The sequence below is a fragment of the Marivita sp. genome (assembly GCF_051859345.1).
Taxonomy (GTDB): domain Bacteria; phylum Pseudomonadota; class Alphaproteobacteria; order Rhodobacterales; family Rhodobacteraceae; genus Marivita.
The window spans coordinates 48,058-64,433 of the sequence record NZ_JBHYFV010000002.1 but is presented as its reverse complement, the minus strand read 5'-3'; the positions used below and the strand labels follow the sequence as shown (position 1 = coordinate 64,433).

The 16,376-nt window shown below is 59.7% G+C and carries 20 protein-coding genes; 13 read left to right on the top strand and 7 right to left on the bottom strand.

All coding sequences use genetic code 11. The features are described from left to right. The 3 genes from ACTIEN_RS01835 to lgt form a co-directional block, all read right to left on the bottom strand. The coding region (locus ACTIEN_RS01835; RefSeq protein ID WP_439521396.1) for a polyphenol oxidase family protein at positions 1-441 on the bottom strand (441 nt) is incomplete at its 3' end. Further along, positions 438-1,514, bottom strand: coding sequence for a class I SAM-dependent methyltransferase (locus ACTIEN_RS01830; protein WP_439521395.1), 1,077 nt, complete (start codon positions 1,512-1,514; stop codon positions 438-440). The genes ACTIEN_RS01835 and ACTIEN_RS01830, both read right to left, overlap by 4 nt. Then, positions 1,511-2,395, bottom strand: a complete 885-nt coding sequence (gene lgt / locus ACTIEN_RS01825) for a prolipoprotein diacylglyceryl transferase (RefSeq protein ID WP_439521394.1) — start codon at positions 2,393-2,395, stop codon at positions 1,511-1,513. The genes ACTIEN_RS01830 and lgt overlap by 4 nt, the downstream gene beginning before the upstream one ends. A gap of 94 nt (positions 2,396-2,489) precedes the next feature. Between lgt and ACTIEN_RS01820 the strand changes: the two genes are divergently transcribed. Next, entirely contained in the window at positions 2,490-2,735 is a 246-nt protein-coding gene (locus ACTIEN_RS01820; RefSeq protein ID WP_439521393.1) for an accessory factor UbiK family protein, read from the top strand. Positions 2,736-2,738: 3 nt separating this feature from the next. Here ACTIEN_RS01820 and ACTIEN_RS01815 read toward each other — a convergent pair whose 3' ends face one another. After that, positions 2,739-4,223 carry an aldo/keto reductase gene (locus tag ACTIEN_RS01815; RefSeq protein ID WP_439521392.1) on the bottom strand — a complete coding sequence of 495 codons (1,485 nt, stop codon included), beginning with the start codon at positions 4,221-4,223 and terminating at the stop codon, positions 2,739-2,741. A gap of 108 nt (positions 4,224-4,331) precedes the next feature. Between ACTIEN_RS01815 and ACTIEN_RS01810 the strand changes: the two genes are divergently transcribed. The 11 genes from ACTIEN_RS01810 (at position 4,332) to ACTIEN_RS01760 (ending at position 13,544) form a co-directional block, all read left to right on the top strand. After that, positions 4,332-4,706: a TIGR04076 family protein gene (locus ACTIEN_RS01810; RefSeq protein WP_439521391.1), complete on the top strand. Its 375-nt coding sequence runs from the start codon at positions 4,332-4,334 to the stop codon at positions 4,704-4,706. Further along, complete coding sequence (locus ACTIEN_RS01805) at positions 4,703-5,782, top strand: aldo/keto reductase (protein WP_439521390.1); 1,080 nt, start codon at positions 4,703-4,705, stop codon at positions 5,780-5,782. Before ACTIEN_RS01810 ends, ACTIEN_RS01805 begins: the two co-directional genes overlap by 4 nt. Next, the gene (locus ACTIEN_RS01800) at positions 5,775-6,545 is read left to right on the top strand and encodes an ABC transporter ATP-binding protein (protein WP_439521389.1); all 771 of its coding nucleotides are present in this window, start codon (positions 5,775-5,777) and stop codon (positions 6,543-6,545) included. Before ACTIEN_RS01805 ends, ACTIEN_RS01800 begins: the two co-directional genes overlap by 8 nt. After that, positions 6,542-7,270: an ABC transporter ATP-binding protein gene (locus ACTIEN_RS01795; protein WP_439521388.1), complete on the top strand. Its 729-nt coding sequence runs from the start codon at positions 6,542-6,544 to the stop codon at positions 7,268-7,270. Before ACTIEN_RS01800 ends, ACTIEN_RS01795 begins: the two co-directional genes overlap by 4 nt. Continuing rightward, entirely contained in the window at positions 7,267-8,181 is a 915-nt protein-coding gene (locus ACTIEN_RS01790) for a branched-chain amino acid ABC transporter permease (RefSeq protein ID WP_439521387.1), read from the top strand. Before ACTIEN_RS01795 ends, ACTIEN_RS01790 begins: the two co-directional genes overlap by 4 nt. Next, positions 8,178-9,131 (top strand): branched-chain amino acid ABC transporter permease, encoded by a 954-nt coding sequence (locus ACTIEN_RS01785; RefSeq protein ID WP_439521386.1) that lies wholly within the window; start codon positions 8,178-8,180, stop codon positions 9,129-9,131. Before ACTIEN_RS01790 ends, ACTIEN_RS01785 begins: the two co-directional genes overlap by 4 nt. Positions 9,132-9,148: 17 nt before the next feature. Then, a complete protein-coding gene (locus tag ACTIEN_RS01780; protein WP_439521385.1) occupies positions 9,149-10,411 on the top strand; it encodes an ABC transporter substrate-binding protein in 1,263 nt (420 codons plus the stop codon). A gap of 505 nt (positions 10,412-10,916) precedes the next feature. After that, the gene (locus ACTIEN_RS01775) at positions 10,917-11,417 is read left to right on the top strand and encodes a YbjN domain-containing protein (RefSeq protein WP_439521384.1); all 501 of its coding nucleotides are present in this window, start codon (positions 10,917-10,919) and stop codon (positions 11,415-11,417) included. 33 nt (positions 11,418-11,450) lie between these two features. After that, positions 11,451-12,266, top strand: a complete 816-nt coding sequence (proC, locus tag ACTIEN_RS01770) for a pyrroline-5-carboxylate reductase (RefSeq protein ID WP_439521383.1) — start codon at positions 11,451-11,453, stop codon at positions 12,264-12,266. Then, complete coding sequence (locus ACTIEN_RS01765; RefSeq protein ID WP_439521382.1) at positions 12,259-12,597, top strand: tRNA-binding protein; 339 nt, start codon at positions 12,259-12,261, stop codon at positions 12,595-12,597. Before proC ends, ACTIEN_RS01765 begins: the two co-directional genes overlap by 8 nt. Beyond that, complete coding sequence (locus tag ACTIEN_RS01760) at positions 12,591-13,544, top strand: 2-hydroxyacid dehydrogenase (RefSeq protein ID WP_439521381.1); 954 nt, start codon at positions 12,591-12,593, stop codon at positions 13,542-13,544. Before ACTIEN_RS01765 ends, ACTIEN_RS01760 begins: the two co-directional genes overlap by 7 nt. Here the strand turns inward: ACTIEN_RS01760 and ACTIEN_RS01755 are convergent. Then, a complete protein-coding gene (locus ACTIEN_RS01755; RefSeq protein WP_439521380.1) occupies positions 13,541-13,795 on the bottom strand; it encodes a hypothetical protein in 255 nt (84 codons plus the stop codon). The genes ACTIEN_RS01760 and ACTIEN_RS01755 overlap by 4 nt on opposite strands. 122 nt (positions 13,796-13,917) lie before the next feature. Here ACTIEN_RS01755 and ACTIEN_RS01750 point away from each other — a divergent pair, with 122 nt between their 5' ends. Further along, positions 13,918-15,036 carry a beta-ketoacyl-ACP synthase III gene (locus ACTIEN_RS01750; protein WP_439521379.1) on the top strand — a complete coding sequence of 373 codons (1,119 nt, stop codon included), beginning with the start codon at positions 13,918-13,920 and terminating at the stop codon, positions 15,034-15,036. A gap of 56 nt (positions 15,037-15,092) precedes the next feature. Here the strand turns inward: ACTIEN_RS01750 and ACTIEN_RS01745 are convergent, their stop codons facing one another. Together ACTIEN_RS01745 and ACTIEN_RS01740 are read right to left on the bottom strand one after the other, a co-directional pair. Further along, positions 15,093-15,587, bottom strand: a complete 495-nt coding sequence (locus ACTIEN_RS01745) for a PRC-barrel domain-containing protein (RefSeq protein WP_439521378.1) — start codon at positions 15,585-15,587, stop codon at positions 15,093-15,095. Between the two features lie 96 nt (positions 15,588-15,683). After that, positions 15,684-16,265, bottom strand: a complete 582-nt coding sequence (locus ACTIEN_RS01740; RefSeq protein WP_439521589.1) for a thymidine kinase — start codon at positions 16,263-16,265, stop codon at positions 15,684-15,686. Positions 16,266-16,376: the final 111 nt, after the last annotated feature.

Sequence of the window (16,376 nt, the reverse complement as noted above, 5' to 3'; positions counted from 1 at the left end):
ACCCAGACCAATCATGGCATCGACAGTGGTTTCCAGAATCCCGTCCAACGCACCGCGCCATCCTGCGTGGGCGGCACCGATCACACCGGACTCCTGGTCGGCAAAAAGCACCGGCTGACAGTCGGCCGTCAATATGCCCAAAGCCACCCCGGGGGTGTTCGAGACCAAACCATCGGCTTTTGGCTTGTGATCGGCCAGCGGGCCTTCGACCTTATGAACATCGGCAGAATGCGTCTGGTGAACAGTGACCAGATGATCAACGGGAACCTGCATTGCCTCCGCCACGCGGGTACGGTTGATGGAAACGATCTCGGACTGGTCGGAGGAACCGGTGCCGCAGTTCAAGCCGGCGAAAACACCGGAAGACGCGCCGCCTCGGCGCGTAAAAAATCCGTGGCGCAGGGGGCCAAGGCTGTCCGACGTAATGATCTCAAGCGTCATGGGTCCAGTCCGGGCGGAGGTGACTCATTGCCGGGATAGAGTCCCAGCACCTTGAACAAGGAACCCATTTCGTCGGGGTGGGTCAACCGTCGATGTGCGGAAACATGGGCGTCCAGAGAGGACCCCCTCAAACCCTTGGCCAGACCCTGGGCGCGGGGCGTGATCCCGAGACGTTCCAGAAAAACGCCCTGGGGGGTAAGCTGGCTTGCCTCGCAGCCTGCTAGAGTTGCGGCGTGGGCCAACGCTTCGAAATCCACATGGGCCGTCAGATCCGCCCGGCCCGGTTCGGCAAACGGATCAACCGAACGATGCGCGCGGACCGCCTGGAATGTGTCGCCGTCAGACCGCCACCCGCCATAATCGATGATCAACGCCATGCCTCCTTGTGTCGCAATCCGGCGGGCAAGGGCATCCACAACCGCCGTCCCATGCGCACAGGTCTCGATCAGTGCGCCCGGTTTGGTGTTGTTCAGCCGGTGTTGCAAGGCGTCGATCGGGGCGGCATCGCTCAGACCGCGCTGCAAGGCACCACTGCCGGACAGCCCCACCATCACTTCGCGCCAGCCTTTCGCGTCACGCTGAAACTGACGGATCGGCAAGGCGTCGAAAAACTCGTTGGCGATCACGAAGATCGGCACGTCATCCGGCAGGCTCTCGGCGGTGTCGTGCCAGACAGGGGTATGTGCGGGCAACGCCGCGCCTTGCAAGTCCCGCATCCGGGGCGACGCTTCGACAAGGTGAAACGTGGCAGCCGTGTGGAAGCCGGGCACCTGGAGTGTTGCGCGCATCACATCCGCGATCAACGTCCCGCGACCGGGTCCAAGCTCAACCAATGCGAACCGCTCCGGCGCACCCTGATCCATCCAGGCCTGTGCTATGCAAAGGCCAACCACCTCACCGAACATCTGGCTGATTTCGGGCGCAGTGGTGAAATCACCGTCGACGCCGAACGCGTCCTGCGTGATGTAATATCCATGTTTGGGATGAAGAAGGCAGGCCGACATGTACTGCGCCAAGGTGAGTGGCCCTGTCGTCGTGATCTGCTTGCGCAGGATATCAGCCAAGGCAGTCATGCGCGACGGGCGCTTGTCCAAAGGTAAAGACCAATCAGGATCATTGGAATCGACAAGAGTTGCCCCATCGTCAACCCGTATCCACCCACATGCCAGGCGAGCCCCAGGGGATTGCCCGTCGTCACGAACTGCACATCGGGTTGGCGGAAGAACTCGACCAGAAAACGTGCCGCGCCATACCCGGCGATGAACAGGCCAACAATCTTGCCCGGTGTTTTCAGCGCGCCGTCGCGAAACGCCAGCCACAGAAGCACTGCACCAAGCAGAAGCCCCTCCAATAGCGCTTCATAAAGCTGCGATGGATGACGGGCGCAAACCTCGCCAATGGCCTGCCCGCAGGATTGTGCGGCCTGACCCGGGAACATTACGCCCCAGGGCATGTTCGTCGGTCGGCCCCACAGTTCTGCGTTGATGAAATTCGCAACGCGGCCCAGCAGCAACCCCGGCGGCGTGGCGAGCGCCATCATGTCAGCCGTGGGGCGCAACGCAATTCCGGCGCGCTGACAATAGATCAATGCCGCGACGATCACGCCCAAAAGGCCGCCATGAAACGACATGCCGCCCTGCCAGATCGCCAGGATCTCGGTTGGGTTCGCAAGATAATAGCCGGGCTGGTAAAACAGGACAAACCCAAGCCGCCCGCCGAGAATGATGCCCAGGATCACCCAGGTCAGCAGCTCTTCCACCTGCTCCGGCCGCATCGGCGGGGTGTCGTTGCGCCAAAGCTGCGGACGTTTGACCGCCATCACCGCAATCCGCCACCCGATCAGGATGCCCGCGATATAGGCGAGAGCATACCAACGCAGCGCAAATTCCATCCCGAACAGCGAGATGGAAAAAAGCTCGGGAGATATGTTCGGAAAGGGCAAGCCAGTGTTCATGCGCGCTACCTGCCCTGCGGCTTGTGACGAAGTCAACCTTGTGCAGTCGGGGTGCGCGGCCCATATAGAGGTCAAGCAACGACTGGAGACATCCATGCAGACCCGTAACAAGGTATTCGAAGACATTTCGCAACTGATGACCAACGCCATGGGCGTGGCTCAGGGGGCCAAAGACGAGGCGGAAACCGCCATGAAATCCTTGGTGGATCGCTGGCTGGCTGACCGTGATTTTGTGACCCGCGAGGAATTCGACGCCGTCCGCGCCATGGCGCAGAAGGCACGCGAAGAAAACGAAGTGCTCAAAGCGCGCCTCGATGCGCTTGAAGCAGTGCAGAAGTAACGCTCAGATTTGGGGCCGGACGATTGCTTCGGCCTCGATTTCGACGGTGTAATCCCCGATCAACTGACCGATCTGGAACAACGTATTGGCGGGTTTGATCGCGCCGAACACCCGCCCGTGCGCGCGGGACACGGCCAGTACGTCGTCTGCATCGCTCAAGTAAACGCGCGTGCGCACTACATCCTCAAGCGTTCCGCCAAGCGCCGTCAGAGCTGCCCCGATCTTGTCGAGAATGAACGTTGTCTGTGCGCCCGCGTCCTGCGGCGCGACGGCGCGGTTCAGCCCGGCAGTGGCCGTTGTGCCCGACACCAGAATACGGTCGCCGATCCGATGCGCCCGGCAATAGCCCGCGATATCTTCCCATTCGCTGCCCGACAGCACCCGCTGTTCGCCCGGTCGCCCCGGCACATCCTCAACCGTCACGGCCAAAGGCATTGTATCAAGGTGATGGCTCAGATCGCCGCTCGCTGTCAGGAAAGGTGGTTTGCGGTATTCGTCGCCGCAATCGCCGGGCAGGGGCTTGGTCATGTCGAAGGCCGCGTTCAGGCGTGCATGATCTTCCGCGTCGAGGGAAAACCGGAACAGTTTCAGATTGTCCGCAGTGTGCCGCGCCTCACCCAATCGCGCGCCTATAATCACACCCGCCACCGCGTCATTCTCAAGCACCCAACGCGTTGCGACGTTTGACACGGACACCCCGTGTTTTGCTGCCACATCCGCAGCCGCCTGTAGCACGGTCTGGTACACGTCCCATCCGCCTGCCGTGTCGATGAAGCGCTTGTACTTCATCTTGCTCCAGTCGGTGATCTCGGCCGGTTCAGGCTGGCCCAGCCATTTCTCGGACAGGAACCCGCCTTGCAACGTGCCATATCCCAAAAGTTTCACACCCCATTTCGCACAGACCGCAGACAGGGGGCCTGCCGCGCGCCGATCCAGAAGCGAGAACGGCACCTGGTTGCTGACAATCGGAATCCCGTCAGCCAGCGCCAGATGAAGATGCGCCGCGTCGAAATTGGTCAGGCCAATCTCCCCAATGAGCCCTTCCTCGCGCAGCTTTGCCATCTCGTGCAACGCATCCAGCCACGCAGGGTGTTCAAAGCTCCACCAGTGGAACTGCAACAGATCGACCCGTTCCACCCCCAGCCGGTCAAGCCGATCCTTCACTCCGGCCCGCACCACGTCCGCCGTCATGGGTCCGGGCACCGGGCACCACTTGGTGCAGACTTTCGCGTCCACCCCACGCTTCAACAATGCGCCTGTGATGATCTCTGCGGTTCCATAGTGATCCGCCATGTCGAAGGTATCAAATCCCGCCTCGGCATAGGCTTGCAGGTGGTCCGCGCCCAGTTCGGGGTCGATGATGTCCCCGTCCTTCTCGATATCGGCCACCTGCCATAACCCCACCAACGCGCGGCGGATCGTCAGGTCTTTACTCAGGGCAATGCTGTCAGGCTGGGTCACGGGCGTTCCTTTTGGCTGCTGCGACATGAGTTGCCGCCTTGAACCGGTTTGACAACCCTTAAAGAACCCCGCAACCATGTGGTTCACAACGGGGTAACAGCGCGACACTGCGCCAAAAAGGACATCGACGGAAACATGAGCGCGGCGCAACACGCAGATCGCTTCTGGCTTTATGACTTGCGCGTGGAAACGGTGGTCGGTGATCGCACCTCTGTCTGCCGTCATGTCGAAGGCGAGAGTTTTCGTGTGGAAGGCGAATTGCTGGTTTTCGAGGATCAGCAGAAAGTGTCGATGTACGCGCTCGCCGCGCTGCTCCCTCTTTTGCCCGCCAAACAGCGGGACACACATCCCAATGACTGGATGTCCACCGATGCCGAGATTGCCTGTCCCGATCCCAATTGCGGCGGCCGTTTTCGCGTCACCCGCCTTGGCAAGCGGGAATTCAGCCATTCAGAGACAACTGGTCTGCCCGATGATCGTGGCACGCCTTATTGGAAAGAGGTCACATGAGCGTTGAAACCACCGACCTGCGCCCAGGCCACACCGTTTCCCGAGTAATCCGCGGGGGGTGGCAATTGGCGGGTGATCATGGCCCGGTGGATCGGGCGCAGGCCATCCGCGACATGGAAGCGTTTGTCGATGCGGGTCTGTTCACGTTTGACTGCGCCGACATCTATACCGGCGTTGAAGAGATGATCGGGGATTTCATCGCTGACCTGCGCAGCCGCCGCGGCGCATCGGTGGCGGATCGTGTCTGTGTCCATACCAAACTGGTGCCTGACCTCACCTGTCTTGCCGACCTGCGCCCGGACGAAGTGACGGCAATTGTCGACCGGTCCCTGAAACGGCTCAAGATTGATCGACTTGATCTGGTGCAGTTCTTCTGGTGGGATCTGGCCTTGGGCAACGCGGTTGACGCGCTGGATGTGCTCAGAGATTTGCAAAAACAGGGCAAGATCAAGACCCTTGGTACCACCAACTGGGACCGGCAGGCGATGCAGCGTTTTGTCGATGCCGGTTTCGATATCGCCTCGGCACAGGTACAGTATTCCGTGCTTGACCGCCGCCCTGCAAATGGGCTGAGCGATTGGGGAGCACACAACAACGTGCACCTGATCTGCTACGGAACGCTCGCCGGGGGGTTCATCACCGAGAAATGGTTGGGCGAACCAGACCCCGGCTTCCAGTTCGAAAACCGCAGCCTGATCAAGTACCGCCTGATCATTGACGAATTCGGCCCATGGGACCGGTTCCAATCGCTTCTGAAGACGCTCAAGGCCGTGGGGGACAAACACGGAGTCTCCCTTTCGGCGGTTGCCACGCGCTGGGTGCTCGATCAGCCACAGGTCGCGGCAAGCATCGTGGGCGCGCGGTATGCCCGGCACCTGCCGCAAACGCTTCAAACCTTCGCTTTCGCGCTGGACGGCGAAGATCACGCCACATTGGACGCGGTTCTGGATCAGGCCAATGGTCCCGGCGGCGATGTCTATTCCCTGGAAGGCGACCGGACCAGCCGCCATGGACGGATCATGAAATACAACCTCAACGCCAATCCAAACGACGCAGTGCATGGCGCACATGGCTGAACCCATTCTGCGCACATGCGGGATCAGCCGGGACTTTGGTGACTTTCGCGCTGTCGATAACGTGTCGCTTGCCATTCATCCCGGAACGATCACTGGCCTGATCGGTCCCAATGGTGCGGGGAAGACGACGCTTTTCAATGTGCTGACAGGTATGCTCAAACCCACCAGCGGGACGGTTCAGCTTGACGGTCAGGACATCACCGGGTTCTCGCCTGACGCGCTTTTTTCCCTTGGCCTTGGCCGCACCTTTCAAATCCCCCGCCCGTTTGCCAAGATGAGCGTTCTGGAGAACGTCATGCTTTCTCCGATGGCGCAGGTCGGAGAGCGCCTCTGGGGGCCGTTTTTCCAATCGGCCAGGATGCGTGAACAGGAAACCGCCATCCGCAAACGCGCAAACGAGGTTCTGGATTTCGTCACCCTCGCCCCACTCGCGGATCAGGCTGCCGGTCAGATCTCCGGCGGGCAGATGAAACTCCTTGAACTGGCGCGCATTCTGATGGGTGAACCCAAACTGATCCTGCTGGATGAACCTGCCGCCGGGGTGAATCCAACCTTGACCAAGCTGCTGATCGAAAAGATCGAAGAGTTGAACCGCGATGGCAAGACATTCGTCATCATCGAGCACGACATGGATTTCGTCATGCAGCACTGCGATCCGGTGATCGCATTGGCCGAAGGCAAGGTCATGTTCGAAGGCACCGCCGAGGATGCGCAGAACAATCCCGTTCTGCTTGACGCCTATCTGGGGGCGCAGGTCGAATGACGGATGCTCTGGTCGCCACGGAAATCGTCGCGGGGTATGTTCCCGACCTGCCGATCCTCAAAGGTGTGTCGCTGATCGCAGAGACGGCGAAAGTGACGGTCATCATCGGTCCCAATGGCGCGGGTAAATCGACCCTGATCAAGGCGATTGCCGGGCTGGTGCCCGTGTCTTCCGGTTCCGTGCTCCTGAACGGCAAAGAGATCACAAACCCCCGTACCGACACGATGGGTGCATTGGGCGTGGCGTATGTTCCGCAGTCCGACAACATCTTCCGGTCACTGACCATTCGTCAGAACCTCGACCTTGTGTTGCGAAACGCGGGTCAAGACGCTGCCACCCGTCGGGACGCGCTCTTTACCCAATTTCCGGCGCTGGCCGACAAACAGACCGAGAAAGCGGGCGCCTTGTCTGGCGGCCAGCGTCAGTTCCTTGCGGTGGCGATGGCGCTGGCCATCAACCCCTCGGTGATCCTGATGGATGAACCCTCTGCGGGACTGTCCCCCAAGGCGGCGCAGGAGGTGCTGGAATATGCCCGCGCCCTGACCGAAAGGGGCGTGACGATCCTGCTGGTCGAACAAAACGTCAAACAGGCGCTGCGGCTGGCGGATCACTGCTACATCCTTGCCGATGGCCGCAATCAGGTCGATGGCGCGGCGCAGGACTTGGTCAACGATCCGGTGGTGGGCCAGATCTATCTCGGCGGCAAACGCGTGGCGACGGCATGATCCAGAACCTTGTCGATGGCGTTCTGGTCGGCTCGATCCTGTCGCTCGGGGCGATTGGGCTGACCATGGCTATGCATATGCTGCGCTTTGCCAACTTCTCGCATGCCGAATTGCTGTCGATCGGAGCCTACGTCGCCTTGGTGTTCGATGGGTTGTTCGCGGCAATCTACCCGGCTTTGTCTTCTGCGATCCAGCCACTAAGCCTGACCTGGTCGCTATGCGCCGCGATCCTGATTTCGATGGCGTTGACAGGCCTCTCGGCGGTCTTGATCGACAGGCTTGTGTTCAAACGGGTCCGCGCCAAGGGAGGTGAGTTGTCGATGGTCTTTGCGTCTTTCGGCGTCGCGATGATCCTTCGCAACATCCTTGGACTGATCTTCGGGCTGAACCCCAAACTCTACAGTCAGGATATCGTCTTCGCCATCGTGGTCAGCCGCGATCCCTTCCTTTTGATCAAACCCGATCAGGTCTTTACCCTGATTGCCGCCCTTCTGATCATGGTCATCCTGCATCTGGTCCTGTCGCGCACCACCTTCGGGTATTCCTTGCGGGCCGTGGCGGAAAATCCCAGCCTAGCTCAGGTGTCGGGGATCAATCTGGACCGCATCATCGTGCTGATCTGGCTGATTGGCGGAGGTCTGGCTGCGGCGGCGGGGGTGTTTTACGGGCTGACCAACCAGATCAACCCGGTCCTTGGCCGCGACCTTGTCCTGCCGATCTTTGCCGCCACCATCGTCGGTGGCATCGGCAGCATCTACGGCGCGGTTCTGGGTGGGTTCCTGGTCGGTCTGGCATCCAACCTCGCGTTGGTGATCCTGCCCTCGGGATACAGCCCGGCGGTGCCGTTCCTTATCATTCTTGCCGTGCTCATCATCCGGCCACACGGGTTGTTCGGGGAAGAACGTACATGATCGGCGTTCTTTCGTATCTGGTGTTCTTCGTCACGGTTGCGTCGATCCTGTCCATCGCGGTGCTTGGACTGAACCTGCAATGGGGCAATACGGGGCTGTTCAACGGCGGCGTTGTCGCGTTCTTCGGGGCGGGGGCTTATGGCACCCTGATCCTGGGCGGTAGCCCGCAGGCGAACCAACTCGGCGGGTTCGAACTTCCGTACCTGATGGCGCTTTTGGGCGGGATGGTGATCGCGGGTCTTGTGGCGTGGATTGTCGGTCTGCTGACGCTGCGGCTCAGGCATGATTACCTTGCCATCGCAACTTTCGGCGTGGCCGTCGCTTTCGAGAACTTCATGCGCAACGCCTCCTGGCTTGCGGGTGGGGCGCAGGGCATTCGCGGATTCGAGCGACCCTTGCGTGACACGCTGGGCAATGGCTTTGCCTACAACGCTCTGTTTCTATGCTTTGTCCTTGTCCTGCTTATCGGAACCTACCTGTTCCTCGAACGGCTGATCCAGTCACCTTTCGGGCGGCTTTTGCGCGCAATCCGCGAAGATGAGACGGCCGCACAATCGCTGGGCAAATCGCCGTCCCGCATTCGCCTGACCTCCTTTGTTGCAGGATCGGTGATCATGGGCCTTGCTGGTGGACTCTACGCTACTTTCTATGCCTTCATCAGCCCGCAGGACGTGCTGCCGATCCTCACATTCCAGATCTGGGCAATGCTGATCGTCGGCGGCGCGGGCAACAACAAGGGGGCCGTGATGGGAACGTTTCTGATCTGGGGGGCGTGGACAGCCAGCGGATGGGCGTTGTCCCGCTTTGCTCCACTGGATGTGCAGCTTTACACCGGGTCGATCCAGTTCGTGCTGATCGGCTTTGTCATTGTCGGAATGCTCATGTGGCGACCACAGGGGCTGTTCCCGGAAAAACTGGTCGTGTCCCAATCGGCGCGATCCAAAGGATAATAACAGGGAGACTAGGAATGTCTGGACTAAGGAACATGGCCCTTGCACTGGGCCTTGCCATGGGGGTCATGACCCTTGGCGGCGCAGCGTCTGCGCAGGAATGCACCACCAAGATCGGCGCCGTGCTGCCCACATCCGTCGATTGGGGCAAACCCATCGCCGCCACTGCGCAATATGTTGTGGATATCGCCAACGAGACCGGCGGCGTTGCCGGTTGCCAGATCGAGATGGTGCTGCGTGACACCCAGACCGATCCCAAGGTCGGCGTCGATGCAGCCAAGGCGCTGGTCGATCTGGACGGTGTGCAGCTTCTGCTGGGGGCGGTGTCTTCGGGTGTGTCGATGCCGATCCTGACCTCCGTCACTGTGCCTGCGGGCGTGTTGCAGATGTCGTGCTGCTCGTCCTCGACTGCTTTCACCGTGCTGGCCGAGGAAGGAAAGACTGGCGGTCTGTTCTATCGCACCTTCGCCACGTCGGGTGTGCAGGCGGCGGTCGGTGCTATGGTGGCCCGTGACGAGGGCTACAAGTCGGTTGCGGTCTTTTACAAGAACGACGACTGGGGCCAGGACATCGGCAAGCTGGTTGCCGAGGATCTTGAGTCGCTTGGCATCGAAGTGACTGCCTTCATCGCCATCAACGACGCGCAGGCGTCCTATCGCGCGGAAGTGACCGAGGCGCTCAAGGACAGCCCCGAGGCGATCTACATGGCACTTTATCCCAAGGAAGGCACGCAGGTCGTGCGGGAATGGCTGTCGCTGGGCGGCACGCAGAACATGATCGCCGCCAATGCGCTGCGCTCGGACGAATTCCGCGACAATGTCGGGATGCAGTACCTGGGCAACTTCACCGGCACCGATACATCCTCGCCGCGCACCGACTCGGCTTCGGCCTTTGTCGACGCTTACACCGCCCGTTTCGACGGACCACCCAACGGTCCGGGTCTGGCCAACAGCTATGACGCGACGATGATTGCGCTGATGGCGATGCACGCGGCGGGCAAGGACGCATCCGGGTCCGAGATTGCCGCCAAGATCGGCATGATCACTGATCCGAACGGCACGCCGGTCACGGCGGATGCGGCCGGGTTCGCGCAGGCGAAAGACGTGCTCGATGGCGGCGGAAGCGTGTCTTATCAGGGGGCGACGGGCAACGTTCTGTTCGACAAGAACGGCGATGTGTCGGCTCCTGCTGTCACCTGGGGTTTCTCGGAAGGTGGCATTGACGAGAAGCAGTATATCTCGCTTACCGAGGTGAACGCCTTCATGTCGTCGCTGAACTGAGGCGTTTGATTTCGAATTGGCTTGCCAATCCGACCAGAGGACGATGCGTCGACGCATCGTCCTCTATCCGTTTACGGAAAGAGGTGGCGGCGCTGCCCTCTGCCGTCTTGGGCGGAGTCCACCGGGATATTTTTGAACCAGAGAAGCAGGCAATCCGTGCGCGCAGCCCAAGCGTGCTGAAAAAACAGTCACGGGGTTGCCTTGGAATTTTCTATGCCGTCGCCCTGTGATTGTTGCCAAACAGCGCCAGATACGCCTGCTGACGAATGCGCCTGTCGGTTTTCCGGTGATTTTACCCACAGATAGTGGAACTATTCGCGCTCACCGCATTGGGTGGACTTCTCCACAACTTATTGCGGTTATCCCCCATTTAGCGCTTTACGCAGGGCGCCAGCCCATGCAGCATATGCGGTAGGGGATGACGGAGAAACCGCAGTCCCTAGAGCAGGCACCGAGCGGTTGAGGCGAAACAGCCCGCGCCGCACAGGCAACAGGAGGCGGCGTTATGGCCCTGTCCGAGCAGTATCTTGAAGATGATATTCATCCCATCGACATCGTGGAGCACATTGCTGAACATCATGAATGGGATTTTGACCGCATCACAGAAGATCAGATTGCGATGGCGGTGCAAGGCCAATGGCGGACCTATTCCATCACGCTGGCCTGGTCTCCCTATGACGAAACCCTGCGCCTGATCTGCACCTTCGACATGGAACCGCCGAAGGACCGAATGCCCGCGTTGATGGAAAGCCTCAATGCGGTCAATGACCAATGCTGGGCCGGAGCCTTTACCTATTGGGAAGAGGCCAAGCTGATGGTCTATCGCTATGGCCTGGTGCTGGCGGGTGGCAATGTCGCCAGCGCAGACCAGATCGACACGATGATCAACTGTGCCGTGACGAGCGCGGAACGGTATTATCCGGCGTTTCAACTGGTTGTCTGGGGCAACCGCGATCCCAAGGACGCGCTTCAGGTCGCCATTGCAGAGGCCTACGGGCGCGCGTAACACTTGCCCCCGACGCAAGAAATGGGGGCATTTATGCAGAATTCCGATATCGCCAAGCGGGGCCTGGTTCTTCTGGGCTGCGGCAAGATGGGGTCGGCCATGCTCGAAGGCTGGCTGGCTGGAGGATTGCCGCCAGGTTCGGTCTTCGTGAAGGATCCGAACCCGTCGGACTGGGTGCAGGCGCAGGGTGTGCATCTGAACGACGCTCTGCCCGAGAGCCCTGCAATTGTTCTGGTTGCAGTGAAACCACAGATCATGCGCGACGCGCTGCCCACATTGAAACCCCTGGGCAATGGTGACACGACGTTCCTGTCGGTTGCGGCGGGTATCACCATCGCCACCTTCGAAGGGATGCTGGGCGACAAGACCCCGGTCATTCGGTCGATCCCCAACACGCCGGCTGCCGTGAAGCAGGGCATCACCGCCATCATCGGCAATGACCATGTCAGCGAACATCAGTTGCAGATGGCCGAGGCGCTGTTGTCTGCCATTGGTCAGACCGTACGGCTCGAGACCGAAGACCAGATGGACGCTGTCACGGGCCTGAGCGGCTCTGGTCCGGCCTATGTGTTCCACATGATCGAATGTCTGGCCCATGCCGGCGAGGCACAGGGGCTTGATCCCGAACTTGCGATGACGCTCGCCAAGGCGACCGTTGCGGGCTCTGGTGCATTGGCGATGCAGGCAGACGAGACACCCAGCCAGTTGCGGGTCAACGTGACCAGCCCGAACGGGACGACGCAGGCGGGGCTGGAGGTGCTGATGGACAACGACACGGGTCTGCCGCCGCTGATCGCCAGGACCATCGACGCGGCGACCAAGCGGTCAAAGGAGCTTGCAAATGGCTGAAATCACGTTCGACGATTTCATGAAGGTGGATATTCGTATCGGCACGGTCACCCGCGCCGAACCGTTTCCCGAGGCGCGCAAACCCGCGATCAAGTTGTGGGTTGATTATGGGGACGAGATCGGGATCAAGAAATCTTCGGCCCAGATCACGGTGCATTACGACCCCGAGACGCTTGTGGGCAAAAAGGTCATGGGGGTTGTCAACTTCCCACCCCGCCAAATTGGCCCCTTCATGTCCGAAGCGTTGGTTCTTGGCTTTTACGACGCGGACGAGGCCATCGTTCTTGCTGTCCCGGACAAAGAAATCCCGAACGGAGCGCGCTTATGTTGAAACTTCTGATCACGCGAAACCTGCCGGACACGGTCATCGCCAAGGCGCGGGAAACCTTTGATGTCACCTACCGTGACAGCCCTGCCATCATGACCCGCGACGAACTCGAGACGAGCCTGCGCGACTATGACGTCGTGCTTCCAACGCTGGGGGATGCATATGGCGCAGATGTCTTCGCCGCCGTTCCGGACCCACGCTGCAAACTTCTCGCGAATTTTGGGGTGGGCTACAACCATATCGACGCCAAGGCAGCGGCAGAGGTCGGGATATCGGTCACCAACACACCCGGAGCGGTGACGGATGCCACTGCGGATATAGCCCTGACGCTTATGTTGATGACCTGTCGCCGTGCCGGAGAAGGCGAACGGATGGTGCGGGCCGGATCATGGGACGGGTGGCATCCGACCCAGCTTTTGGGGTTGCACATGTCCGGGAAAACGCTGGGCGTGGTTGGGATGGGGCGCATCGGCGAAGCGATTGCACAGCGGGCCCATTTCGGCTTTGGCATGCAGATCAGGTTCTACAACCGGTCACCCAAGACGTTGCCGTTTCCGGCGCAACAGATTGAGGCACTGACGGATCTCGCCGCACAGGTCGATGTTGTGGTGATCGCTGTTCCGGGTGGCGCTGACACGCACCATCTGATTGATGCTTCGGTGTTCAACGCGATGAATTCCCACGCGCACTTGGTGAACATTGCGCGTGGGGATGTGGTCAAAGAAAGCGATTTGATCGACGCCCTTCAGACAGGGCAGATCGCGGGTGCAGGGCTTGATGTGTACGAATTCGAACCCAAGGTTCCGCAAGAGTTGATCGATTTGGAAAACGTGACGCTTTTGCCCCATCTCGGGACGTCCGCATTGGAAATCCGTCAGGCGATGGGGTTGATGGCGGTCGATAACGCGATCGCATTTGCCAAGGGGAACGTCCTGCCCAACGCCGTTTAGACTTCTTTCGCATTGAGTCTCGGGATCGGGCCATGTTCCATCGGGTCACGGTGTGGTGACCACTCTGGATCGTTGTCCTTGATCAGGCGCGACACGAAATAGGCGCTGGGCCATGCGGTCAGCCAGCCTATGATTGCCGCGCCGCCAATGACCCACCAGTTGTAATACCCCATTGAGAAGGCAGCTGTTACCAGCGTACCCGTGATCAGTGCGCCGCTGAGAAGCGACAGTAAGATTGATAAGCGGTCCATGTGTTACCTCCTTCGCAGGATCAACGCAGCGCCGCTGAAGTCGGTTCCGAAATCGCGCAGCGTCGTGCTTGACCAATGCGTTCCGGTGCAGTTTGTTTCCGCGACACACAAGGAAGCCCGCAATGATCCAGCCCGCCATCACCGGAAGCGGTGTATTCACGCCCAAGGACATCATCACCAATGATGAACTTGTGGTGGCGTTCAACGCCTATGCTGACCGTGTGAACGCACAATACGCGGATGACATCGCGGCGGGCATCAAAGACCCGATCCCGCATTCAAGCGCCGAATTCATCCTGTCGGCATCCGGGATCGAACAGCGCTATGTCATGGACAAGTCCGGTGTTCTGGACCCGGAGCGCATGTTTCCAAACCTGACACCCCGCGCCGATGATGCGCCGTCGATCATGGCGGAAATGGCCGTGGACGCGATCGCCAAAGCGTTGCTACAGGCGGGGCGGGATGCGTCCGAGGTCGACCTTGTGATCTGTGCTGCCTCGAACCACGAACGCGCCTATCCGGCGATTGCAGTCGAGATCCAAAGCCTGATCGGCGCCGGGGGTTTTGCCTTTGACATGAACGTGGCCTGTTCCTCGGCCACGTTTGGCATTCAGGCAGCCGCTGACATGGTGCGGTCGGGATCGGTCACATGCGCCATCGTGGTGAACCCGGAAATCTGTTCGGCGCATCTGGAATGGCGGGACCGGGATTGCCACTTTATTTTCGGTGATGTGGCGACCGCGGTGGTGATCGAACCCAGCACGAATGCCAAAGGCCCGCATTTCACGATTCACGGCACCCGCTGCGCGACCGAATTCTCGAACAATATCCGCAATAACAACGGCTTCCTGCGCCGTACCCGCGACCAGATGGAAGACCGCCGAGACATGCAGTTCATGCAGAACGGCCGAAAAGTCTTCAAAGAGGTTCTGCCGATGGTTTCGGCTCATATCCTTGGCCATCTGGACGATACCGATTGGAGTGCCGACAGCCTGAAACGTCTCTGGTTGCATCAAGCGAACAAAACGATGAATGACTTCATCGGCAAAAAGGTGTTGGGTCGCACGCCGGAACCCGGGGAACAGCCCAACATCCTGCAGGACTATGCCAATACATCATCCGCTGGATCAATCATCGCGTTCTCAAAGTACTCCGATGATCTGACACCTGGGGACCGTGGTGTGATCTGTTCCTTTGGCGCGGGGTATTCAGTAGGCTCTGTCCTCATCCAGCGCGCCTGAAGCAGCCACAAAAAAGGGGGCCATTCGGCCCCCGATTTCGCATGTATGGCACTGCCTTAGTTCCAGAAACCTTCATCAACCGATTCCATCGATTCCAGTTCTTCTTCGTTGAACCGGGTCAGGATGGCATAGCTGCGATTGTCGACGGCGACGAGGTTCACGTTCTCGGTCGGGATCATCACATGCTTGTCGGCGATGTCCAGGAAACCACCCACTTCGGCGACGATGCCAATCATCTGGCCGCTCTTGTTCAGAATGATGTCTTCGATCTCACCGATATCGTTCCAGTCAGCACTGGCTTCGGTGTGGATCGTATCCATCGACCAACCTTCGTCATTGGCCGCGTTCGTCGTGTAGACCGTACCACCCGTGATGTCGCGCGTGCGGATCAGGTTGGCCCGATCGTCCAGAGATGTGGTGTCGTTCATCGCGGTGTCGGTCGTTTCGGTCATGTTGGTGTCATCGGACATGGCGCTGTTGGAATGGCTTTCAGCCCATGCGCCGGTGGTTCCGATTGTCAGGGCGAGTGCGCTTACAAATAGCTTGTTCATGGTAGCCTCCTTGGCTCAATTGCTTCTGGGACAACAACCAAGCCACGCACTCTGCGTTCCGCGAATTATTTTTGAAACCGCATGGAACTTTTTGCCTCAACGCGCGCCGGTGACCTGCCGCCAATGCTTGCGACACAGGCTCACATATGTCTCGTTTCCACCAATCTGCACCTGCGCGCCTTCGGTCAGAACATTGCCCTGATCGTCCTGCCGCACCACCATCGTAGCCTTGCGCCCGCAATGGCAGATCGTACGCACCTCCCGCAGGGAATCCGCCAGCGCCAGAAGAGTTGCCGACCCCGGAAAAAGCTGCCCGCGAAAATCCACGCGCAGACCGTAGGCCATCACCGGAACGCCAAGATCATCCGCCACGCGGGCCAGCTGCCACACCTGTTCCGGCGTCAGAAACTGTGCTTCGTCGATGAAGATGCAGGCGAGGTCGGCTTTGGCCATCACCGCTTCGATCCCCACAAAAAGATCGTCATTGGGAAAGAATGAGTCCGCCTCGCGCGAAAAGCCGATCCTCGATCCGATTTGCCCCTTGCCCGCGCGATCATCAAAACCGGCGGTCATCCGATAGACAGACATCCCGCGCTCTTCATAGTTGTGCGCAGCCTGCAACAGCAGGGTCGATTTGCCCGCGTTCATGGTGGAGTAATTGAAATAAAGCTTGGCCATGAACAGCCATGTGCCGCAACGGACCGATCCGCGCAAGGGTGGTAAAAAACGGGATGCGCTGCCGCTGTCCGTAAGTGGCGACATGCAACACGGCGTAAGTCACGCACCGTG

What these genes read in the sequence shown, in the direction of transcription:
- ACTIEN_RS01830 (WP_439521395.1), bottom strand. Translation starts at nt 1,514, where the DNA reads ATGACTGCCTTGGCTGATATCCTGCGCAAGCAGATCACGACGACAGGG.
- lgt (WP_439521394.1), bottom strand. Translation starts at nt 2,395, where the DNA reads ATGAACACTGGCTTGCCCTTTCCGAACATATCTCCCGAGCTTTTTTCC.
- ACTIEN_RS01820 (WP_439521393.1), top strand. Translation starts at nt 2,490, where the DNA reads ATGCAGACCCGTAACAAGGTATTCGAAGACATTTCGCAACTGATGACC.
- ACTIEN_RS01815 (WP_439521392.1), bottom strand. Translation starts at nt 4,223, where the DNA reads ATGTCGCAGCAGCCAAAAGGAACGCCCGTGACCCAGCCTGACAGCATT.
- ACTIEN_RS01810 (WP_439521391.1), top strand. Translation starts at nt 4,332, where the DNA reads ATGAGCGCGGCGCAACACGCAGATCGCTTCTGGCTTTATGACTTGCGC.
- ACTIEN_RS01805 (WP_439521390.1), top strand. Translation starts at nt 4,703, where the DNA reads ATGAGCGTTGAAACCACCGACCTGCGCCCAGGCCACACCGTTTCCCGA.
- ACTIEN_RS01800 (WP_439521389.1), top strand. Translation starts at nt 5,775, where the DNA reads ATGGCTGAACCCATTCTGCGCACATGCGGGATCAGCCGGGACTTTGGT.
- ACTIEN_RS01795 (WP_439521388.1), top strand. Translation starts at nt 6,542, where the DNA reads ATGACGGATGCTCTGGTCGCCACGGAAATCGTCGCGGGGTATGTTCCC.
- ACTIEN_RS01790 (WP_439521387.1), top strand. Translation starts at nt 7,267, where the DNA reads ATGATCCAGAACCTTGTCGATGGCGTTCTGGTCGGCTCGATCCTGTCG.
- ACTIEN_RS01785 (WP_439521386.1), top strand. Translation starts at nt 8,178, where the DNA reads ATGATCGGCGTTCTTTCGTATCTGGTGTTCTTCGTCACGGTTGCGTCG.
- ACTIEN_RS01780 (WP_439521385.1), top strand. Translation starts at nt 9,149, where the DNA reads ATGTCTGGACTAAGGAACATGGCCCTTGCACTGGGCCTTGCCATGGGG.
- ACTIEN_RS01775 (WP_439521384.1), top strand. Translation starts at nt 10,917, where the DNA reads ATGGCCCTGTCCGAGCAGTATCTTGAAGATGATATTCATCCCATCGAC.
- proC (WP_439521383.1), top strand. Translation starts at nt 11,451, where the DNA reads ATGCAGAATTCCGATATCGCCAAGCGGGGCCTGGTTCTTCTGGGCTGC.
- ACTIEN_RS01765 (WP_439521382.1), top strand. Translation starts at nt 12,259, where the DNA reads ATGGCTGAAATCACGTTCGACGATTTCATGAAGGTGGATATTCGTATC.
- ACTIEN_RS01760 (WP_439521381.1), top strand. Translation starts at nt 12,591, where the DNA reads ATGTTGAAACTTCTGATCACGCGAAACCTGCCGGACACGGTCATCGCC.
- ACTIEN_RS01755 (WP_439521380.1), bottom strand. Translation starts at nt 13,795, where the DNA reads ATGGACCGCTTATCAATCTTACTGTCGCTTCTCAGCGGCGCACTGATC.
- ACTIEN_RS01750 (WP_439521379.1), top strand. Translation starts at nt 13,918, where the DNA reads ATGATCCAGCCCGCCATCACCGGAAGCGGTGTATTCACGCCCAAGGAC.
- ACTIEN_RS01745 (WP_439521378.1), bottom strand. Translation starts at nt 15,587, where the DNA reads ATGAACAAGCTATTTGTAAGCGCACTCGCCCTGACAATCGGAACCACC.
- ACTIEN_RS01740 (WP_439521589.1), bottom strand. Translation starts at nt 16,265, where the DNA reads ATGGCCAAGCTTTATTTCAATTACTCCACCATGAACGCGGGCAAATCG.